This is a genomic window from Chryseobacterium salivictor (assembly GCF_004359195.1).
GTDB classification, from domain to species: domain Bacteria; phylum Bacteroidota; class Bacteroidia; order Flavobacteriales; family Weeksellaceae; genus Kaistella; species Kaistella salivictor.
This window is the reverse complement of the sequence record NZ_CP037954.1, coordinates 973,108-995,145: the sequence shown is the minus strand read 5'-3', so window position 1 is coordinate 995,145 and position 22,038 is coordinate 973,108. Positions and strand designations below refer to the sequence as shown.

General features: G+C 36.5%; 19 protein-coding genes. 14 read left to right on the top strand and 5 right to left on the bottom strand.

Annotated features, from left to right (window positions below; all coding sequences use genetic code 11):
• Positions 1-15 precede the first annotated feature (15 nt).
• The 6 genes from NBC122_RS04585 to NBC122_RS04560 all read left to right on the top strand — a co-directional run bounded on the left by NBC122_RS04585 (position 16) and on the right by NBC122_RS04560 (position 8,502).
• Complete coding sequence (locus NBC122_RS04585) at positions 16-606, top strand: thymidine kinase (RefSeq protein WP_133439246.1); 591 nt, start codon at positions 16-18, stop codon at positions 604-606.
• Positions 603-3,047, top strand: a complete 2,445-nt coding sequence (locus tag NBC122_RS04580) for a bifunctional UDP-N-acetylmuramoyl-tripeptide:D-alanyl-D-alanine ligase/alanine racemase (protein ID WP_133439245.1) — start codon at positions 603-605, stop codon at positions 3,045-3,047. Before NBC122_RS04585 ends, NBC122_RS04580 begins: the two co-directional genes overlap by 4 nt.
• Entirely contained in the window at positions 3,048-5,213 is a 2,166-nt protein-coding gene (locus NBC122_RS04575) for a patatin-like phospholipase family protein (RefSeq protein WP_133439244.1), read from the top strand. It begins immediately after the preceding gene.
• A gap of 3 nt (positions 5,214-5,216) precedes the next feature.
• Positions 5,217-5,630, top strand: a complete 414-nt coding sequence (gene ybeY / locus NBC122_RS04570) for an rRNA maturation RNase YbeY (protein ID WP_133439243.1) — start codon at positions 5,217-5,219, stop codon at positions 5,628-5,630.
• 148 nt (positions 5,631-5,778) lie between these two features.
• A complete protein-coding gene (gene mnmG / locus NBC122_RS04565; protein WP_133439242.1) occupies positions 5,779-7,638 on the top strand; it encodes a tRNA uridine-5-carboxymethylaminomethyl(34) synthesis enzyme MnmG in 1,860 nt (619 codons plus the stop codon).
• 45 nt (positions 7,639-7,683) lie between these two features.
• On the top strand, positions 7,684-8,502 hold the full coding sequence (locus NBC122_RS04560) for a class I SAM-dependent methyltransferase (RefSeq protein ID WP_133439241.1): 819 nt from the start codon (positions 7,684-7,686) through the stop codon (positions 8,500-8,502).
• 267 nt (positions 8,503-8,769) lie between these two features.
• Here NBC122_RS04560 and NBC122_RS04555 read toward each other — a convergent pair whose 3' ends face one another.
• Positions 8,770-9,960, bottom strand: a complete 1,191-nt coding sequence (locus NBC122_RS04555; protein WP_133439240.1) for a phosphoglycerate kinase — start codon at positions 9,958-9,960, stop codon at positions 8,770-8,772.
• 618 nt (positions 9,961-10,578) lie between these two features.
• Between NBC122_RS04555 and rpiB the strand changes: the two genes are divergently transcribed.
• The 7 genes from rpiB to tsaB all read left to right on the top strand — a co-directional run bounded on the left by rpiB (position 10,579) and on the right by tsaB (position 16,869).
• Positions 10,579-11,010, top strand: a complete 432-nt coding sequence (gene rpiB / locus NBC122_RS04550; RefSeq protein WP_133439239.1) for a ribose 5-phosphate isomerase B — start codon at positions 10,579-10,581, stop codon at positions 11,008-11,010.
• A 33-nt stretch (positions 11,011-11,043) separates the two neighbouring features.
• Positions 11,044-13,197 (top strand): ribonuclease R, encoded by a 2,154-nt coding sequence (rnr, locus tag NBC122_RS04545; protein ID WP_133439238.1) that lies wholly within the window; start codon positions 11,044-11,046, stop codon positions 13,195-13,197.
• A gap of 68 nt (positions 13,198-13,265) precedes the next feature.
• Positions 13,266-13,958 (top strand): LysE family translocator, encoded by a 693-nt coding sequence (locus NBC122_RS04540; RefSeq protein ID WP_133439237.1) that lies wholly within the window; start codon positions 13,266-13,268, stop codon positions 13,956-13,958.
• A complete protein-coding gene (locus tag NBC122_RS04535; RefSeq protein WP_133439236.1) occupies positions 13,946-14,878 on the top strand; it encodes a S66 peptidase family protein in 933 nt (310 codons plus the stop codon). Before NBC122_RS04540 ends, NBC122_RS04535 begins: the two co-directional genes overlap by 13 nt.
• A 14-nt stretch (positions 14,879-14,892) precedes the next feature.
• A complete protein-coding gene (locus NBC122_RS04530) occupies positions 14,893-15,264 on the top strand; it encodes a YraN family protein (protein ID WP_133439235.1) in 372 nt (123 codons plus the stop codon).
• Between the two features lie 111 nt (positions 15,265-15,375).
• Positions 15,376-16,125 (top strand): SDR family NAD(P)-dependent oxidoreductase, encoded by a 750-nt coding sequence (locus NBC122_RS04525; protein WP_133439234.1) that lies wholly within the window; start codon positions 15,376-15,378, stop codon positions 16,123-16,125.
• A gap of 48 nt (positions 16,126-16,173) precedes the next feature.
• Entirely contained in the window at positions 16,174-16,869 is a 696-nt protein-coding gene (tsaB, locus tag NBC122_RS04520; RefSeq protein ID WP_133439233.1) for a tRNA (adenosine(37)-N6)-threonylcarbamoyltransferase complex dimerization subunit type 1 TsaB, read from the top strand.
• Positions 16,870-16,883: 14 nt separating this feature from the next.
• On the opposite strand, the gene porW is transcribed toward tsaB, so the two are convergent.
• The 4 genes from porW to NBC122_RS04500 all read right to left on the bottom strand — a co-directional run bounded on the left by porW (position 16,884) and on the right by NBC122_RS04500 (position 21,373).
• Positions 16,884-19,445, bottom strand: a complete 2,562-nt coding sequence (porW, locus tag NBC122_RS04515; RefSeq protein ID WP_133439232.1) for a type IX secretion system periplasmic lipoprotein PorW/SprE — start codon at positions 19,443-19,445, stop codon at positions 16,884-16,886.
• A 76-nt stretch (positions 19,446-19,521) separates the two neighbouring features.
• The gene (locus NBC122_RS04510) at positions 19,522-20,091 is read right to left on the bottom strand and encodes a Maf family protein (protein ID WP_133439231.1); all 570 of its coding nucleotides are present in this window, start codon (positions 20,089-20,091) and stop codon (positions 19,522-19,524) included.
• A 21-nt stretch (positions 20,092-20,112) separates the two neighbouring features.
• A complete protein-coding gene (locus NBC122_RS04505; protein WP_133439230.1) occupies positions 20,113-20,631 on the bottom strand; it encodes a KdsC family phosphatase in 519 nt (172 codons plus the stop codon).
• Positions 20,621-21,373: a Rossmann-like and DUF2520 domain-containing protein gene (locus tag NBC122_RS04500; RefSeq protein ID WP_133441059.1), complete on the bottom strand. Its 753-nt coding sequence runs from the start codon at positions 21,371-21,373 to the stop codon at positions 20,621-20,623. The genes NBC122_RS04505 and NBC122_RS04500 overlap by 11 nt, the downstream gene beginning before the upstream one ends.
• A gap of 103 nt (positions 21,374-21,476) precedes the next feature.
• Between NBC122_RS04500 and NBC122_RS04495 the strand changes: the two genes are divergently transcribed.
• Positions 21,477-22,028, top strand: a complete 552-nt coding sequence (locus NBC122_RS04495; RefSeq protein WP_133441058.1) for an RNA polymerase sigma factor — start codon at positions 21,477-21,479, stop codon at positions 22,026-22,028.
• Positions 22,029-22,038 lie beyond the last annotated feature (10 nt).

The following is a 22,038-nucleotide window of genomic DNA, read 5'->3' as shown; positions in this document are numbered from 1 at the left end:
CGGCTAAATTAACAAATGTTTTTAGAAAATACAATAAATCACGCAAAACAAAGCGGCTGGATGGAAGTTATCTGCGGCTCGATGTTTTCGGGAAAAACTGAAGAGTTAATCCGGCGGTTGCGACGTGCAGAAATGGCAGGACAAAACGTGGAAATCTTTAAACCAAAGCTGGACACAAGATATGCAGATGAAGACGTGGTTTCTCATAATCAGAATAAAATCCGCAGCACTCCTGTAGAAAGTCCGAGCGAGATTTTATTACTAGGTTCTAACTGCGATGTGGTGGGAATTGATGAAGCACAATTCTTCGATGAAAGTATTGTAGAAGTTGCCAACAAACTGGCGAACAGCGGAATACGGGTAGTTATCGCCGGTTTGGATATGGATTTTATGGGCAGACCATTTGGTCCTATACCGAACTTAATGGCGACCGCAGAATATGTTACGAAAGTACACGCCATCTGTAAACGAACCGGAAATCTCGCCAACCATTCTATGAGAACCTCCACCAATACAGATCTGGTGCAGTTGGGTGAAACTGAAAGTTATGAAGCCGTCAGCAGAAAAGTTTTCAATGAAGAGTTTCTGAACAACGAAAAAAAATGAATTACACGACCAGACAAATTGCAGAAATTACAGGATCCCAATTAATTGGTGATGAAAATCTACACCTCAAAAATATAGCCTACGACAGCAGAACATTATTTTCCGTGAATGATACTGCTTTTCTTGCGATCAATACTTCAAAAAATTCCGGCGAAAAATATATTCAGTCAGCCATTGAAAAAGGAATCGACATCATCATCTCTGAACATTATTATTCCGACTATAAAAATATCACCTGGATCATTGTTGATAACTCCATACAATTTCTCCAAAAAATTGCGAAATATCATCTGAAACAATTTTACCTAAAAACAGTCGGAATTACGGGTAGTAACGGTAAAACTATTGTTAAAGAATGGCTATATCAATCGTTATTTCATGATTATGCGACCGTAAAAAGTCCGAAGAGTTTCAATTCACAGCTGGGTCTTCCGCTCTCTTTGCTTGAAATTAATAAAAAACATCAGTTAGGAATTTTCGAAGTTGGAATTTCAAAACATGCGGAGATGAAAATTCTTGAAGATATTTTCCCGCCACAAATCGGCGTTCTTACCCATATCGGTTCTGCACATTCTTCAAATTTTGACTCTGCTGAAGATCTTATTGATGAAAAAATTAGATTATTTGAAAATTCAGAAACGATCATTTTTAATGGAGATAATGAATTGGTTTATAATAAAATAACTGAGCGGTATTCAAGTAAAAAATTAATATCATTTGGTTTTAAAAACCGCAATAAGGTCTTTATCAAAAATGATTGGAAAAACAGATCGCAAGAGGTCTTCATTCAATATTTTGAAGAAGAATTTTCTGTTCCTGTTAACCAAAGAGATGAAGCTACGATAAGCAATGTGTTGTGTGTGATTTCAGTTTTGAAAGAGTTTGGTTTTGATAACTCCAAAATTGTAGAGAAACTGAATTCTTTGAAATCGGTTGAAATGCGCCTGGAAAGCGTGAATGGAATTAGGAATAATCTCATTATCAATGATTCATTCAATCTTGATTTAGATTCTTTAAAAATTGCATTTCAGCATATTAACGAATATAATAAACCGAATAAAGTTTTAATCCTGACCGATTTTGTGGAAGGTAAAAATGCAGACCAGCTATATCAGGAAGTCGCTGCTCTAACCAATGAGCAACATTTTAAGTCCGTCTTTCTCATCGGAAACGAAATCACTAAACTGGAAAGATTGTTTGATGCTAAAACTTTTACTTTCAGTAACACGGCAGAACTTATTGACAACGTATATCTTAACCAAATAGAAAATCATTTAATTTTACTGAAAGGTGCACGGAAGTTTGAAATCGATAAAGTAAAATCTTATCTTGAGTTACAGAAACACGATACCGTGTTAGAAGTAAATTTAAATTCGATCCTCCATAACATTAATGTTCATAAAGCATTACTGAAACCTGAAACCAAAATGATGGCGATGGTAAAAGCGTATTCTTACGGTTTAGGCGGTTACGAAATTGCGGAATTTCTGCAGCACCATCACATTGATTATTTAGGCGTGGCTTATGCAGATGAAGGCGTAGATTTACGAAAAAACGGTATTACAACGCCGATTATGGTAATGAATCCGGAACAGCACAGTTACAATATCATCATCGATTATAATCTGGAACCGGAAATTTATAGTTTTCGGGTGCTCGAACTGTTTAATGAAAAGCTTATTCAGAAAGGAATTCAACATCGATATCCTATTCATATCAAGTTAGAAACTGGAATGCACCGTCTTGGTTTTAAGAAAGATGAACTGAGTATGCTCATTGAAAAGTTGAACTCTATGAACGTTAAAGTAAAATCTATTTTCAGTCATTTATCTTCATCTGATGATGATCAGGAAAAGGAATATACTTTAGCACAAATTCATATCTTTAATGAAAATTCACTGGCACTTATTCAAGGGATTAATGATCAGCCAATTAGACATATTCTTAACACTTCAGGAATCGTCAATTTCTCTGATTATCAATTTGATATGGTTAGGATTGGTATTGGAATGGTGGGAGTTTCCGCCCATCCTGAAATTAAAAAACAACTGAAAAGTGCAGTTACCTTTAAGACGGTAATTTCACAAATATCAACTGTAAATAAAGGTGAATCGGTCGGTTATAACCGAAAATTTAAAGCATTGGAGAATACCAATATCGCAACAATTCCCGTTGGTTATGCAGATGGAATCCCAAGATTGGTAGGAAATAATGCCGGTTTTGTAGGAATTAGAAAGAATCTTTTCCCGATTGTCGGGAATGTCTGTATGGATATGATGATGATTGATTTAGGAGATTTTGTAGCGAAAGAAGGTGAAGAAGTTATTATCTTTAACTCCAGTCCATCGCTTGAAGAGTTTGCCTCCTATTGTAAAACAATTTCTTATGAAGTATTAACGTCTATATCCCGACGAGTTAAACGTATTTATATCAAAGATTAAATGAAAAAATGTAGTATCTGTTTTCTGTTTTTATTACTCGCTATTACTTTAAATGCACAGATTAAGGAAGGTTTTACCATCCCTAAGCACCCCAAGATTGGCTTATCTCTTTCTGGAGGAGGAGCTAAAGGATTTGCACACATCGGTGTTTTAAAGGTTCTTGATTCTTTAGGCGTGAAGGTCGATTACATCTCCGGAACGAGTATGGGCGCAATTGTTGGGGGATTATACGCTTCCGGCTATACCGGAAAAGAAATCGAAAAAATCGTGATGGACACAGACTTTTACTCGATTCTTGCTAACGAAAAGACGAGACAGGAAACTACCTTTTTTAATAAATCGGTTGATAATTACATTCTTACGGTACCTATAAAAAATGGGAAAATCAACGTTTTGCCAAAAGCGATCTCTACCGGTCAAAAGAATATCTATTTGTTAAAAGAACTCTTTAAAAACGTTTCTACCATCACCGATTTCTCTAAGTTACCTATTCCTTTTATGTGTGTGGCCACGAATCTTGAAAGTGGGGATATGAAACTCTTTGAAAGTGGCGATCTGGTAAGTGCTATTATGGCAAGTTCTGCTTTTCCGTCTTTAATGGATCCGGTAAAAATTGGCGACTCGCTCTACATCGATGGAGCAATGACCATAAATTATCCATCTCAACCATTAAAAGAGAAAGGGATTGATATCGTCATTGGAGTAGATTTGAGCCAAGGTTTAGCCAGTAGAAAAGATTTACAGTCGGCAATATCCATTTTAAACCAAGTGATTGATTTTGGAATTCAGAAAGAAACAAAAATACAGTACAATTATACAGACATCAATATCCATCCAAATTTGGAAGGGATGGGAGCAACAAGTTACGATGCCAAAAAAGCCATTCTTGATTCCGGTTACGTAGAGGCCCAGAAATACATGCAGACCCTTTCATTACTGCCAAAAAAAGATCAAAAATTGCTGCGCGCACCCATGAGTACCGTCTATTCTAATGTCTATAAAATCGATAGTCTCATTCTTTTTAACGGTTATATTTTTAAAGAGAACTATGTCTTAGGTAAAATGAATCTGAAGGTCCCTTCTCTTCAAACCTACGGCGGAATCAACAAAATGATTGATAAATTATATGCGACAAATAACTACCGTTTAATCAATTATGATATCGTTGAGCAGGATAATAAAAATTTCCTGAAATTAAATGTTACAGAAGATGACACACGCTTCTTTTTACGTTTTGGACTGCATTACGATGAAATTTTCAAAACCGGATTAATGCTTAATGCTACAGCCAAAAGACTTCTATTTCGCAATTCAACCGTTTCCCTGGATGTTGTAGTGGGTGACCGGCCGCGGTATTATTTTAATTATTTTATTGACAATGGTTACATTCCGGGATTGGGTGTTTATGCATCAGGGATATCAATGGATCTAAACGATGAAACTGGTAATGTTTATGACAAGTGGAACTGGTTTCGGAACGAAATATTTCTTCAATCGATTTGGCGCGATAAATACGCTGTGGGTGCAGGTCTAAGTAATGATTATTTTGAATCTAAACCCTTTGGAAGTTCAACCTTTACCGCATCTGAAAATTACATCAATGCCTACGCTTTCATTAAAAGTGATACTCAGGATGACCGAAATTTTCCTACTAAAGGTTTTTTATTGAATGTAGAAGGGAAAGTTTTAGATATCCTGCACAAATATGATGATGGGAAGACGTTACAGGCAAAAATAACTACCCAGCTGAATTTTCCCATCAATTCCTGGCTTACTTACCGTCTTGGGTTAGTTGGTGGATTTACAATTGGTGATAATTTAAGTCCCTATTACAATTATCGTTTAGGAGGTATTTTTGAACAAAATTTAGGTAATCTAGTAAGCTTTCAGGGCTATCAATTCGGTGAGGTTATTGGCAGAAACATCCTAAGTTCATCAAATACACTTCAATTCAGAGTGGCAAAAAGCTATTTTATAGACACCAATATTTCATTTGCTAACCTTTTTGATGACCACAAGGTTGATAATATTTTACATATATCAGAATCCTCGGCAGGACTTACGGCAGGTTATAGATCACCTTTCGGACAGATAAAAATTAATTACAGTCAACCATTAAAAAATAAAAACGGGATTCTCAGTATAATTCTGGGACATTGGTTTTAAAATATGATACAGTATTTCTTTGAAGACGTCGATCCAATAGAAATCACCACCAAAACGAGTGAGTGGTTAACAAAACTTATTACTTTAGAAGAAAAGAAAGTGGGTAAAATAAACTACATTTTTTTATCGGATGAAGGACTGCTTAAAATAAACCGTGATTTCCTCCAACACGATTATTATACAGACATCATCACCTTCGACTATGTGAAAGGGAAAATTATTTCGGCAGATATTTTTGTATCTTTGCCCCGCATTTCCGACAATGCGATATCGCATGCAAAAGATTTCAATTCAGAATTACACAGAGTTTTAGCCCACGGCCTTCTTCATCTGTGTGGGTATAAAGATAAAACAGACGAAGAAAAATCTGAAATGCGGAATAAAGAAGATTTCTATCTAAATATTTTAGGATTTTAATCCCGCTGTCAAATATCTTATCGTCCCTCTTTTGCCTGTTTCAGGCATCTCAGGAAAACAATAGATACCACTTCTATCGGGGCTAAAGTTTAGAAATTTTAACCTAATTTTTAGTAATGTTTCACGTGGAACATATCAATACATCAAAATGATAAACGAAATATACGACGTTATTGTAGTAGGCGCTGGCCACGCTGGTTCAGAAGCTGCTGCTGCTGCTGCCAACCTTGGTTCCAAAACCTTGTTGATAACAATGAACATGCAGACCATCGGGCAAATGTCCTGTAATCCTGCAATGGGCGGAATTGCAAAAGGACAGATTGTACGGGAAATAGATGCGATGGGTGGTTATTCTGGGATCATTGCAGATAAATCTGCAATCCAGTTCAAAATGCTCAACCTTTCTAAAGGTCCGGCAATGTGGTCTCCGAGAACACAAAATGACCGGATGTTATTTGCAGAAGAATGGAGAATTGCCCTTGAAAAGACCCCTAATCTGGATTTTTTCCAGGACATGGTAAAAAGCTTAATCATCGAAAACAACAGAGTTGCAGGAGTAATCACTTCTTTAGGACTTGAAATAAGAGGAAAATCTGTTGTCTTAACCAACGGAACATTTCTAAACGGATTAATTCATGTTGGCGATAAGCAATTGGGTGGTGGCAGAATGGGAGAACCTCGCGCCTTCGGCATCACAGAACAGTTGGTTACTCTCGGTTTTGAATCAGGCCGTATGAAAACAGGAACTCCTCCCAGAGTAGACGGAAGATCACTGGATTATTCAAAGATGGAAGAACAAAAAGGAGACGAAAATCCTAAAAACTTCTCTTATCTGGAAAGTCCAAAACTAACCAAACAGATAAGCTGCCATATCGTTTACACCAATGAAACCGTTCATGAAATACTACGCGAAGGATTCGACAGAAGTCCCATGTTCAACGGTACCATTCAAAGTATAGGTCCAAGATACTGTCCCAGTATTGAAGATAAAATCAATCGCTTTGCTGAACGGGAACGCCATCAGTTATTTGTAGAACCGGAAGGATGGAGAACAGTTGAAATTTACGTGAACGGTTTCAGTTCTTCACTCCCCGAAGACGTTCAAATTAAAGCAATGCGGCACATTCCCGGCTTTGCAAATGCAAAAGTATTTCGCCCAGGCTATGCTATTGAATACGATTACTTCCCTCCTACTCAATTAAACCATACTTTAGAAACAAAGCTCATCGAAAATCTTTATTTCGCTGGTCAGATTAATGGAACAACGGGCTACGAAGAAGCAGCTGGACAAGGATTAATTGCAGGAATCAACGCTCATAATAAAGTTCATGAAAAAGAAGCTTTTACTTTAAGCAGAGACGAGGCCTATATCGGTGTCTTAATCGACGATCTCATCACAAAAGGTACTGATGAACCCTACCGCATGTTCACTTCAAGAGCAGAATACAGACTGCTGCTACGACAAGATAATGCTGATATCCGACTCACCGAAAAATCTTATCATTTAGGTTTAGCAAAAGAAGAAAGACTTATAAAAGTACAAGACAAAATTGCAAAAAGCAATCAGTTAGAGAGCTTTTTAAGAGATACTTCTTTAAAACCTGGAATCATTAATCCAATCCTTGAAAGTATTTCTTCCGCAGCAGTTGATCAGGCTTACCGTTCAGCTCAGATTTTAACGAGACCGAATATGACTTTAGCAAAATTAGAAGAAATTGATTTTATTAAAGAAGCGACTCAGCATTACTCTACCGAAGTAAAGGAACAGGCTGAAATCAACATTAAATATAGAGGATATATTGAGAAAGAAAGAGATAACGTTGCAAAATTATCGCGCCTGGAAACTATCAAAATTGCAGATGATTTCAATTATGATAATCTAAAATCACTCTCTGCAGAAGCGAAACAAAAGTTCAATAAAATAAGGCCAAAAACGATTGCACAGGCAGCAAGAATTAGCGGTGTTTCCCCTGCTGATATTAATATTTTATTAATCTATTTAAAGTAATGTTTCACGTGAAACATTTTATAAATTATACTTGCTCTGTTATCTATGAAAGTTAAAGACCTTTTTCTAACTCAAGAACAGTTTGAAATTAAAGAAACTGCCATTCCCGGAGTTCTGAAAACATCGCCCGTACCTCAAAATATTTCTGACTATTATGACAGTGCAGAATATATTTCCCACCATCAGGATTCCGGATCTCTCAAAGAAACCGCTTATAAATTTCTACAGAATTTCAATCTAAATTACAAACGTAACCTTATGATTGACTTTGTAGGAAAATATAAAAAAGTTTTGGATTACGGCTGCGGTGCCGGCGAATTCCTCAAATATATTGAAGATGATTTCGAAACATTTGGTTTTGAACCCAGCGAATCCGCCAGTGAATATGCGATTCAAAAGGTACGTAAAACTAAGATTATCAATAATATTGATTTTATTAAAGAAGAATCTTTAGATGCAATTACGCTTTGGCATGTATTCGAACATATTGAAAATCAAGACGAAATACTAAAAGCATTTTACAGCAAATTAAAAGAAAACGGCGTCTTGATTATTGCAGTTCCTAATGTAGCTTCTTATGATGCTTTGAAATATAAAGAATTTTGGGCCGCCTATGATGTACCCAGACATCTTTATCATTTTTCAAAATCGGGCATGCAAAAATTGATGAACAACAAATACTGGAAAATCAAAAAAATAAAACCTCTCCTACTCGACTCCTTCTATATTTCAATGTTAAGTGAAAAATATAAAAAATCTCCACTTTACTGGTTAAAAGGAATGATCCATGGACTGATTTCTAACATAAAAGCATCAAAAACCGGCGAATATTCGAGTTTGATATATATTATCGAAAAAAAATAGTTATTCGATTTTTGATGTATTTATGAAAGTCAATTTTGAGCTGATTTGAACAAAAAACTTAATTTTACTGTTTTCTCTTCCCATTTATAAATTTAACAAGTCTATTTTTTAAAATTTAAAAGTCAAAAAATATTGAGAAAGGAACATTTAAAAATTATTATAAATTAAAATATCGCAGTAATTTGAATCGATAAAAAAAATAAACTCTAACAAAAAAAGTTTCCTTTTTACAGGAAACTTTTTTTATGGTAACTTTAAATTTGAAAACTAACTGTTGATTGCTTTTACTCCAGGGAGTTCCATACCCTCTAAACTTTCAAGCATCGCTCCTCCTCCGGTCGAAACATAACTTACCTGATCATCATAGCCGAACTGCTTAACGAAAGCCACACTGTCACCACCACCGACAAGTGAAAATGCACCGAGTTTCGTCGCTTCCGCGATACTGTCACCTAAAGCAACCGTTCCTGCAGCAAAATGAGCCATTTCAAAAACGCCGATTGGGCCATTCCATAAAATAGTTCTGGAATTCATAATGACATCATGAAATATTTTTCTTGATCTAACTCCTGCATCCAAGCCCATCCAGCCATCTGGAATTTCAAAAATATCAACTTCTTTTCTTTCTGCATCATTATTAAATTCATCAGCAATAACCGAATCAACCGGCAAATAAACAGCTACATTCTCCGTTTTGGCTTTCTCCAGTATTTCTAAAGCCAACGTCTGTTTATCTACTTCTACGAGGGAATTCCCAATTTCGCCTCCTAATGCTCTAATGAACGTAAAAGCCATTCCTCCACCAATAATTAAATTATCAATTGCTGGCAAAATATTTTCTATAATCGTAATTTTACTGGAAACTTTAGAACCTCCCAAAATCGCAGTAACAGGTTTTTCACCACTTTTCAATACTTTTTCAATCGCTTCCAATTCTTTCGCCATCAATAAACCGAAAAACTTAGTTGAAGAAAAAAACTGAGCAATAACTGCAGTCGAAGCATGCGCTCGATGCGCAGTTCCAAAAGCATCATTTACATACGCATCTCCCAGCTCAGATAATTGTTTGGCAAAGTCAATATCACCCTCTTCTTCTTCTTTATGAAAACGAAGATTTTCTAACAAAAGAATCTCTCCCGGTTGTAAGTCAGCACTCATCTTTATTGCTTCGTCACCGATACAGTCTGCACAGAATTTCACCGGTTTTCCTAAAACTTTTTCAATTTCGGGAAGGATATTTTTTAAAGAAAATTCTCCTGATACTTTACCTTTTGGCCGCCCCAAATGCGTCATTAGAATTACCGATCCTCCATCATTCAAAATCTTTTCTACCGTAGGTTTTACCGCCTGAATTCTTGTGCTGTCGGTTACCTTCAAATCAGCATCCTGCGGAACATTGAAATCTACTCGCACCAGTGCTTTTTTGTCTTTGAAGTTAAAATCGTTAATTGTTTTCATAAAATTTTCTCCGTTTTAAGTTTCACAAATTTACTATTTATTCCCCCGATTAAAAATTAATTTCGATTTAAAATTCCACAATTCACAAATACTCATCTTATCTACATTATCTTTTTTTTATAAATAAAGAAATTGAGTAGTGTTGTTGTAGTTCGGTAGTATGTGGAGAAATAAACTTTATTAATTGACCACATTTATCAGTTAAATTAATCAGGTTTTGTTAACATTTTAATTAGTTGATTAATAGGTGTTTTAACGACTTATCCATATTTGTGAGTAATTATAATTTGGGAGATATATTTATAACCCAAATCTTAATAACTTCGGAATTGAAGTCCGACAATTTTATAAAAGATTATTTGGGCTTAACCGAAAATATAGTCCATTATGAATTTATATCTGAATGTGAAAGACAATGTTCTAGGAACTTATCCACATGCATTCTGTAAGTTCTCCCCAAGTTATTCCAAAACCTTATTTTACTTAAAAACCACCGGAATCAGCTTTTGTTTTATGTTAATATAGATGGAATACAAAGATTTAATCACTAATCGAATGCTTTTTATATTAATAATCTTAAATTTGTATGAACTGAAAATTGAGGTTTAAAAAATAGTCATGAAAAAAATAGCAATAGCATGCGATCATGCAGGTTTCGAATACAAAGAAATCATAAAAAAACATTTGGAAGGCCGGTTTGAAGTGGAAGATTTCGGCACTTATTCCCCAGACTCTGTGGATTATCCCGATTTTGTGCATCCTGCGGCGGATTCTATCGAGCAGGGAAGAAATGAATTAGGAATTCTTATTTGCGGAAGTGGTCAGGGAGTTTCTATCACCGCCAATAAACATCAGAAAATTAGATGTGCCTTGTGTTGGATGCCCGAACTTGCCGCTCTTGCCCGTCAACATAATAATGCGAACATGATTGCGCTTCCCTCCCGCTTTATCGGAAGTCATTTGGCTATAGACATTGTAGATACCTTCCTCAATACTCCTTTCGAAGGAGGCAGACATCAGAACAGAGTTGAAAAGATTTCGACCTGCTAAAACTTTCTTATATATAAATACAACCCATACTTTATGGCAAAAGGAAAATATTTCTCAGATAAAAATAATCATAAATTGCAGGAAATCGGGCGACTGATTTTGCGTTTTATGAACGAAAAATCTGGAAAAATCTATAACTACAAGCAGATTGCAGACGGTATTGATTATAAAAATCCCAGACAGCGCGAACTGGTAATTCAGTCGTTGCATAAACTACTTTCAGATCAAAGAATTAAGGAAGTCGAAAAAGGAAAATTCATCATCAATATTAAGATTGAAGGAACTTTAACCGGTACCATCGATTTTAACCAAACCGGAAACGCTTATGTAAAAGTTGCTGGGTTAGAGGATGATATTTTCGTACATTCTAAAAACGTAAAAGACGCACTACAGGGAGATACCGTTCTTATTGTCACCTATCATTTTAAAGGGAAAAAAGTAGAAGGTTCTGTGTTGGAAGTTATTGAAAGAAAACGCGATCAGTTCGTGGGAACGTTTCAATTTATTAAATATAAAGATTTCGGTTTTGTAGTAGGCGATAAAAAACACATCAATACTGATATTTTTGTTCCGCAGGGTAAAATTGGTGGTGCAAAAGATGGTGATAAAGTCATTGTTAAAATGATTGCCTGGAAAGCCGGAGAAAAAAATCCAGAAGGTGAAATTATCAAAGTACTCGGTGCTCCGGGTGAACATGAAACAGAAATTTACTCTATTTTAGCTGAATACGGATTGCCTTATGAATTTCCGGAAGATGTTGAAAAAGAAGCCCAGGATATCGACCGTAGAATTCATGATCATGAAGTTGCAAAACGCCGCGATATGCGTGGAATCTGTACTTTTACCATTGACCCCAAAGATGCAAAAGACTTCGATGACGCACTTTCTATACAAAAATTAGATAACGGAAACTGGGAAATTGGAGTTCATATCGCCGATGTTTCGCATTATGTAGTTCCGGGAACAGTTCTGGATGCAGAAGCGTATAAACGCGCTACTTCGGTATATTTAGTTGACCGTGTGGTTCCGATGTTACCAGAGGTTTTAAGCAACGATGTTTGCTCCCTTCGCCCGAATGAAGAAAAATACACTTTTTCTGCCGTCTTTGAATTAAATGACAAAGCAGAAATTCAAAACCAATGGTTTGGAAGAACCATCATATATTCTGACCGTAAATTTGCTTACGAAGAAGCGCAGGAAAGAATTGAAACCGAGGAAGGAGATTTAGCAGAAGAAATTTTAACCTTGGACCGGCTTGCAAAAATCATGAGAAAAGCCCGTATTGAAAACGGTGCCATTACCTTTGACCGTAGCGAAGTCCGGTTTAATTTAGATGAAAAAGGCGAACCTATAGGGGTTTATTTTAAAGTAAGTAAAGATTCAAATCACTTGATTGAAGAATTTATGTTGCTTGCTAATAAAAAAGTTTCGGAATATATCTCTTTAAATAAAAAAGGCGTCCCAACCAATAATACATTTATCTACAGAATTCACGACGATCCGGATCCGGCTAAATTGGAAGCATTACGTGATTTTGTAGGAACTTTTGGTTATACCATGAATCTGGCGAATACTAAAAAAGTAGCGGAATCTCTCAATAAATTATTAAGTGATATCAGAGGAAAAGGCGAAGAAAATATGATCGAAACCCTGGCGATGCGCTCGATGAGTAAAGCGATTTATTCTACCGATCCTATCGGACATTATGGTTTGGGCTTCGACTATTATTCCCACTTCACCTCTCCTATCCGCCGTTATCCCGATTTAATTGCGCACCGGTTATTACAGCATTATTTAGACGGTGGTAAATCACCACAAAAACAGGAATACGACGATAAATGCAAACACTGCAGTTCAATGGAAAAACTGGCTTCTGATGCCGAACGCGATTCCATTAAATTCATGCAGGTTAAGTTTATGGAAAAACATTTGGGCGAAGATTTCACCGGTGTTATTTCCGGAGTTGCCGATTTTGGATTCTGGGTGCAGATTCCTGAAAACGGTGCGGAAGGTCTTATTAAATTACGCGATTTAATGGATGATTCTTATTCTTATGATGCGAAAAATCACGCCGTCTACGGAAGCCGCACAGGCAATAAATATCAATTGGGTGACGAAGTTACCATTAGGGTAATGAAAGCGAATTTAATCCAAAAACAGCTGGATTTTAAAATCATTGAATCGTAAACCGTATTTTTGCACCTCACTGTAAAATGAATTTGAGTAAAATTTAATTCTTTTTCAAAACATTATTAATGATAGAACTTATACTTTCAGCCGTCGGGTTAGGAATTATGTTGAGTATTGTCTTCATCGGGCCGATTTTTTTTCTGCTGATCGAAACAAGTTTTTCACGTGGTCCCAAACATGCGTTCACCTTGGATTGTGGCGTCGTATTGGCTGATATTTTATGCATTACAGCTGCATATTTTGCCAGTGGCGATTTGGTAGAAATTATCGATAAACATCCGGGATTTTATAGAATTACCGCCTTTATTGTCTTTATTTATGCTCTTTATATGGTCGTTTCGAAAACGAAAATGCATTTACCGGGTGAAGATAAACTGATCAATCAGAATTATATTAAAACTTTTCTGAATGGTTTTTTCTTTAATATTTTAAATATTGGTGTTGTTCTTTTTTGGTTGGTGACGGTAATTTCAGTTAGAAATGCATATCCTAAAACTGAGGATTTTCTTTTATACATGGGACTTGTCGTAGGAACTTATCTTGTAATTGATTTCTTTAAAATTTATTTGGCTAAAATATTTCATGATAAACTTACCCAAACGGTGGCCAACAGAATCAGAAAAGGAGTTGGTTATATTCTGGTTGCTTTCAGTATTTTTATTTTCTTACAAAGCTTCAAAAAATTCAATCAATTTGATAAAAAATTAGAGGAGGCTGAAAAAACCGGTCAAAAACACATTCAGAAATGGACGAAATGATATTCCCAAAATCCTTGAAAAAGGGTGATCAGATTGCCATTATTTCTCCTGCAGGCGCGGTAGAAGAAAAGCAATTGCAAAAGGGTTTGGAAATAATCAGGCAAAAAGGCTTTGAACCGGTTTTAGGGAAACATCTTTATACTGAATTTTCGAACGGTTATTCCTACGCCGGAACTGAAAAAGAGAGAATTTCTGATCTGAACTGGGCTTTTAATAATGATGGAATTTCTGCTGTCTGGGCTTCCAGAGGAGGTTACGGTTGCCAGCATTTATTAGGACATCTGCAGCTTTCAAAATTGAAGAAAAACCCGAAATGGTACATTGGATATTCAGATAACACTGTGATTCAGAGTTTTTTGTTGAAAAACAATTTTGTCTCTATTCACGGACAAACCATTAAAACCTCAAATTTTGGAGTTTCCGATGAAAGCTATGATTTGATTTTTGATATTTTAAAAGGTGAAAAACCGGATTATAAAGTAGAAAGTAATCCATTAAATAAAAAAGGAACGGCTGAAGGTCAATTAATTGGCGGAAATCTAGCCCTGATTTATGCACTTTTAGGAACGCCCTACTCTTTTAATTTTAAAGATAAAATCCTTTTTATAGAAGATATTGGCGAGAATTATTATGCATTAGACCGCATGATGATAAGTTTGGAACTGGCAGGAGTTTTCAGGAAAATTAAAGGTTTAATTATCGGTGGAATGACCTATATGGGCGACGAAAAAGATAATAAAAACTACGCAGAAAGTTTTGACGGTTTTGCTTATCAGCTCATTTCAGACCGGTTAAAAAAATACGGCTTCCCTACTCTGTTTGGTTTTCCAAACGGTCATATTTTTGACAATAAACCTTTGATTATCGGTGCAGATATAAAAATGCAAATTGAAGATCAGGTAAAAGTTCAGTTTAAATAATAAAGCCAATCATTATGGCAGAACACAACGAATTTGGAAATCTGGCCGAAGAATTGGCCACCTCTTTTTTAGAAGAAAAAGGATATAAGATTTTGGTTAAAAATTTCCGCTATCAAAAAGCAGAAATCGACATTATTGCAGAGTTTCAGATGCAAATAATCATTGTGGAAGTGAAAGCCAGAGGAAGCGATATTTTCATGGAACCGCAGGAAGCGGTGACGAAAAAGAAAATAAAATCATTGGTGATGGTTGCCGATTTCTTCATGAAAGACAGAAACCTTGATCAGGAAGTTCGGTTTGATATCATCGCTGTGTTGCCCGACGATAGAGGAAGATTACAGATTACACATCTCGAAGATGCTTTTCAGAGTTTCGATGCCAATTAAGAGCAATGTATTAATATTAATGTACCAATTTAAAGGAATATCAAATAAGCTATCAATGACAGTTACATTGTTTTATTGATAGATTGTTACATTTTAAAAATTTTAATTTTTATGAAAACAGCACTCATTACTGGAGCAACTTCCGGAATCGGAAAAGCTACCGCGCAACTTCTGGCAAAACAGGGATTTAGATTGATTCTTTGTGGCCGCAGAACTGAAGTTTTAGACCAATTGGAAAAAGAACTTTCAGCTCATACCGAAATTTTTAGTTTAAACTTTGATCAGCGCAATTATAATGAAGTGGAAACCGCCTTTGATTCCGTTCCTGTTGATTGGAAAAATATTGATATTCTCATTAACAATGCGGGAAACGCACATGGTTTAGAATCACTGATTGAGGCCGATATTAATGATTGGGACATGATGATCGATGGTAATGTTAAAGGATTATTATACGTGTCGAAAATGGTGATGCCGGGCATGAAAGAAAGAAATGCCGGACATATTGTGAATATTTCTTCTGTTGCGGCGAGACAGACTTATGCGAACGGGGTCGTTTACTGCGCTTCGAAAAAAGCCGTCGATGTCATTTCTGAAGGAATGCGTTTGGAATTGACCGAATTTGGAATTAAAGTAACCAATATTCAGCCTGGCGCTGTAGAAACTGACTTTTCAAAAGTGAGATTTAAGGGCGACGAGGACCGCGCAAAAACAGTTTATCAGGGTTACGAAGCTTTAAAAGCTGAGGACATTGCCGACGCTATTTCGTATTGTATCAACGCACCGAAACACGTTATGATTTCAGATTTAACAATTTATCCGAGTGCGCAAAGTGAGCCACGAACCATTCACCGAAAATAACTGTATTTTTTCTTAAATTGCGATATTCCTAAATTTTAGATTTAAAATATGAAAATTCTCCACCTTGAAACTTCCTCTAAAAACTGTTCTGTTGCTATTTCTGACGGCGAAGAATTGCTGTGTCTGTGTGAAGAAGTTTCCGAAAATTATAAACAGTCTGAAAGTTTACACACCTTTGTTGAATGGGCTTTAGAAGGAGCCAAACTTTCTTTGAAAGATATTGATGCTGTTTCCCTGGGAAAAGGTCCAGGTTCTTATACGGGTTTGCGGATTGGCGCTTCTTCCGCAAAAGGTTTTTGTTTTGGATTAAACATTCCTTTGATTGCCGTCAATTCTTTAGAAACGATGATAGAGCCGTTTTTAAACGGGAATTATGAGGTGATCATTCCAGTGATCGACGCCAGAAGAATGGAGGTTTATTCCGCCGTTTTTGACGGAAAATCCGGCAAGATGATTGCCGGGACGGAAGCGAAGGTTTTAGATGAAAACTCTTATCAGGAATATCAGGATAAAAAGATTTTGTTCGCAGGAGACGGCGCTAAGAAACTCAAAGAACTGCTCTCTTTATTTGGTGGACGGCTGCCAAACGCCGATTTTAATGAAGCCGTTTATCCGTCAGCGAAATATTTAGTTAAAAAAGCAGTCGATAAATTTAACCGGAAAGATTTTGAAGATGTCGCTTATTTCGAACCCTTTTATCTGAAAGATTTTCAAGGAGTTAAAAAGAAAAAAAGCGAAGAATAATCTTCGCTTTTTGTTTATTTTAATTGTAGTTTTTCAACTGCAGTTGCTTGTACCGCATTTGTTTCAGGTGAATTTTTAGATCTTGGTTTAGCATTTCTACCGTTGAAGCTTGGTACACTTGGGGGATCATCGCTTTCGATTGCAGGTATGCCCTTCTGGCTTTCCACGGGAGCGGCCGGCTGTTTAGGATTAATTACATTTCCTGAGTCATCTGTCGCTTCTACTTCTAAATCACTTTTCAGATACTTCAGCATTTCTTTGGCTTTTTCGCCTTCAGAAGTTTTGGCGTAGTTCAGCGCAATTTGTTCTAACTGTAAAATCATGATTTCTTTGCCGGCAGTTTTTCCGCTGTTGAACGCATTTAACAAAGAAAACTTTGGAACCAGAGCATCTTTCGGATATTTCTCCAAGGCAGCATCAATCAAAGTTCTGCTTTCGTTATACTTTTCTTTATCATAAAGATCGAATGCCTGAGCGTATAACTTTTCTACTTCTTCTGCCGATTGTGAGAACGAATTATTTTTAGGATTCCGAACAAATTCCGCATAAGAAGTATAAGGATATTCATCTAAAATCATCTGCTTTGCCCGTTCTGCAGCAGGCGGATTTTTCTCGTAATTAAAGGCGAAAATCTGATACAGGGCCTGAAGTTTAAGATCTTCTTCCGGCCGGGTATCGACCAGATCATAGAGGGTTTTTGTCGCAAGAGGCGTATCAGAAAAGTAAGTTTCATACATTCTTCCTATTCCTAAACTGGCAGTGTCTCTGGCTTTTTTCAAGGCCAAAATATCTGCCGTTTTTGTCGGGATTTTCTCGATATAAAAACCGGGTTCCAGTCTTCTGGGATCAGGTGCAGCCGTAATTCCCATCGCTTCATTTTTCAGATCTTCTATGGAAGCACTTCTGGCTGAAGTTCGCCAGTTATCATTCAGAGAACGGTTTCCCCAGATTTGTTTAAAGGAAGATTCTCCTTTTGCAACCGTACCGAGATTGGCAAAATAAAATCCGCCTTTGTTTGAACCAAAGTCTTCAAAGCCGCCTGTCTTTCCAGCGAAAAGTGAGTTGGCAGAATAATCGCCGGTATCAAAACCTTTGCCTCTTTCCTCTTTCTTTCGCTCTAATTCTTCGTGCGCTTCCTTCGTTTTTATGCCTTCGATATATTTGTTAAAGTATGCAATTCTTTCTTCATCAGGCATTTTAGTTAAAGCTAAAATACTGTCGTTTCTTTTGATTAAATAATAATTCGCAGAAACTTTTTTAATGTTCCCCGATTGTTCTTCCAAAAGAATTTTTGCAGGCTGATAAGTCATTACCGCCAATGAAGAATCGAAAAAAGCACCTGCAGAAAGATAGTCGGAGTCTTCAAAATAGGCTTTTCCTATTTCGTAATAAGTCAGACCGCGAATTTGCGGATCAGAAACTTTCTCTTTGAGAGACTGGGTGAAAAATTCTTTGGCTTCTTCTTTTTTTCCGGCTTTTTTTGCCATTAAACCCAACGCGTAATAGAACTCATTTTTACGGGAAGCGTAGGTTCCTTTTTTACTTATTTTTTCCAAATAAGATCTGGCGCCTTGGTAATCATCATCCTTTCCGTTAAAGGTCTTTGCGGTTTCAATTTGCGATTTCACTTCAAATTCGAAGTCATTGGCGTTTTTGTAAGCCAATGCGAAGCTTTCTCTGGCTTCTTCATTTCTGCCAAGTTCTGATAAAATCTGTCCGCGCAAAAAAGCGATTCTGCTTCGTAATTTTCGGTTTTTATTAACAGCGAATGCATCATCAAGTTCATTCACAGCATCCTGTTTTTTACCGGATTGCAATAACATTTCAGAATAATATATCTCTAAAAGTTTACGGTATTCTTTTTTGATTTTGCTTTTTTTCAAATCCGCGAAAACCTCTTCTGCACGGTGATAATCTTCCATTTTAGAATAGGCCTGTGCCTGATAAATCCGGGCTAGCGGAATTCTTTTATCTTTTCTCATATTGGCAAAAACAAAGTTCAGCCCGTCTAAAGCTTCCAATGGTTTATTTCTGTATAATCTCGATTGAGCCAACAGCATATAAGCATCGAACATTTTTTTGTTTTTCTCCTCACCGCCTTTCATCACGGAATAGTTGGCGATAGCTTTCAGTGCTTTTGCTTCCGAGATTTCCAGAATAGAAGCACCTTTTCTCGCTCCCGAATTATGGCCATTCATGGCGTAAGATCCTGGCGAACCCAATGATGACGAACCTCCCGGAGGAGAAGGTGGACCTACTGAATTTCGGTTTCTGCTTACTGCTGATAATTCTGAACTCATTGGATCATTCCCAAACATTCCACCTGAATTCGACTGGAAATTGGTTCCCAGAGGTTGCTCATCATAAGTCAATAACTGAATATACGGCGCATAGAAATTGTCTTTATGGGCTTTGTCTCTGTTTTTCAATTCCGTTTCCAGCGCATCTTTACTGTTAAAGAGCGTATTGTAATAAGAGAAAAATCCTTTCATAAATACAGAATCGTTCGTCTTCTTTCGGGTGGAACACGAATTAAAAACCGTGACTGTTAAAAGGAAAAGTATCGTTTTTTTCATTATCAGATAATAACTTTCAAATCAGTATTTTATTATTAAAATACCCGTTAAGTTTGTAAAAATAATGATTTTTGTTTTAGGAAGAGGCTTGTTGGAAATTTTTTAAAAGAGAATAGATCAAATGGGTTGGCAGTCCCATAATGGTGTAGAAACTTCCCTGGATGTTTTTGATTTTTGTCATCCCCAACCATTCCTGGATTCCATAACTTCCTGCCTTGTCAAATGGCTTGTATTTTTCAATATAAAAATCTAACTCTTCATTACTAATGTTATCAAATTCTACATGAGCAACATCGGTTCTGGTAACTGTTTTCGTTAAAGTTTTCAACGTTATTCCGGTATAAACCTGATGCGTTTTCCCGGAAAGCTTCTGCAACATTTCTTTGGCGTGAAATTCATCTTTTGGTTTCCCCAAAATTTCTTCATCGAGCGCAACAATGGTGTCTGCGGTGATTAATAACTCGCCTTCTTTTAAAGACCGAAATGCATCTGATTTTAATTCTGAAAGATAAGCAGCGATTTTATCGACTGCTAAACCGGGAGGATAAATTTCGTCGCAATCCACAGAAACGGTTTCAAAACCGAAACCTAATTCTTTTAATAATTCTTTTCTGCGCGGTGAATTTGAGGCTAATAATATTTTCATATAAAATTTAAAATCAATTAATTAAGTACTTCTTGTATCGTCTTCCAGCCATTTTCCCTGAACTTTCATGACCTGCTCGATGACATCTCTTACTGCTCCTTTTCCACCCTGAACCGGCGATATATAATGGGACATCAATTTTATTTCAGCCACCGAATTTTCGGGACACGCTGAAATTCCGGAAATTTTCATCATTTCGAGATCGGGTAAATCGTCGCCCATGGTCAGAATTTCATGGTTTTGTAAATTATATTTCTTTTTGAATTCTTCAAATTTTTCCAGTTTATCGCCAATCTTTGCATAATAGTCGGTAATTCCCAAATAGTTAATTCTGTTTCTCACCATGGGATCATCACCACCGGTAATTACACAAATCGGATAATTGTATTTTCTGGCTTTCACTACGGCATAACCATCGAGTACATTCATCACGCGGCACATGCTTCCATCGGGCATCAGATAAACGCTTCCATCCGTAAAAACGCCGTCAACATCAAATACAAAGGCTTTTATATTTTTTAAATTCGATTTATAACTCATACATTTTCTTTATCGATTCATTCATTATTTTATAAATTTTCAACTGCTCTTCATTGGTGATCAGTTCTTCATGAAGTTTCAAAACCCGTTGGTCATTTCTCACCGCCGGCCCTGTTTGTGCCAGTTTAGGTTCTAAGATTTCTATTTTCTCCGTCGTTTCTTTAATTAAAGGTAAAAAATAGTCAAACGGAATTTCCTGTGAATCCGAAATTTCCTTAGCTCTTGCAAAAAGATGATTCACAAAATTACAGGCAAAAACCGCAGTCAGGTGGATATATTTTCTCTTTTCATAAGTTGAAGCCATTACTTTTTTTGAAATATTTAAGGCAAGGTTTTTCAAAAGTTCTAAATCCTGATTATTTTGCGCTTCAACAAAAAAGGGAATTTCAGAATAGGTGATATTCTTCGATTTGGAAAAAGTCTGCAGCGGATAAAAACTGGCTTTCCGGTAATTTCCTTCTAAAATTTCTTTGGGTAAAGATCCTGAAGTATGCGCTACCAAGCACTTTTCATTCGTTATTAATTTTGAAACTTCTCCGATAGCAGCATCGCTTACGCAGATAAAGTATAAATCGGCATCTGCTAAATAGTCGGTAGAAAAGGGAATTTGTAATTGGTGGGAAATAGATTTTAAATCGCTTTCGTTTCGTCCAAAAATCTGGGAAACCGGAATTTTATTTTCTTGAAATGCTCTGGCCAAATGGCAGGCGACATTTCCAGAACCGATGATGACAATCTTCATAAAAAGGAATATGAACAAAGATACTTATTTTGGTTTGGACTAAAAATTGAAGTGTTATTTAACTTTTAAATATATTTACCATCCAAACCACGTAAGCATCTCCATGAAGATCCAGGAAACCGAAATTATCCAGTTGATGTCCAGCGACAAATCCCGTGAAAAAGGAGTTCGCCTGATGATGGATGCTTATCAGAGCAGGTTGTATTGGCATATCCGGAGGTTTGTAGTGGATCACGATTTGGCACAGGATATTTTGCAGGACACTTTTATTAAAGCCTATCAGAATTTTCACCAGTTCAAGCAGGAAAGTCAGTTATACACCTGGCTTTATCGGATTGCAACCAATGAATCTTTGCAGCAACTGAACAAAATAAAAAAAATGCAGAAATCCGATGAGGATTCTACGAATCATTTGCAAAATTTAGTAGCAGAAAATGTACAGCCTGATGCAGATGAAATTCAGGTTTTGCTGCAAAAGGCGATTAATACCCTGCCCGAAAAGCAAAAATTAGTTTTCAATATGAGGTATTACGACGATTTGCCCTACGAAGAAATATCTCAGATTTTGGAGATGTCGGTGGGCACATTGAAAACCAATTATCACTACGCCAAGCAGAAAGTAGAAGACTTTATAAAACAGAATTACACAGAATAAGAGCCTTTAG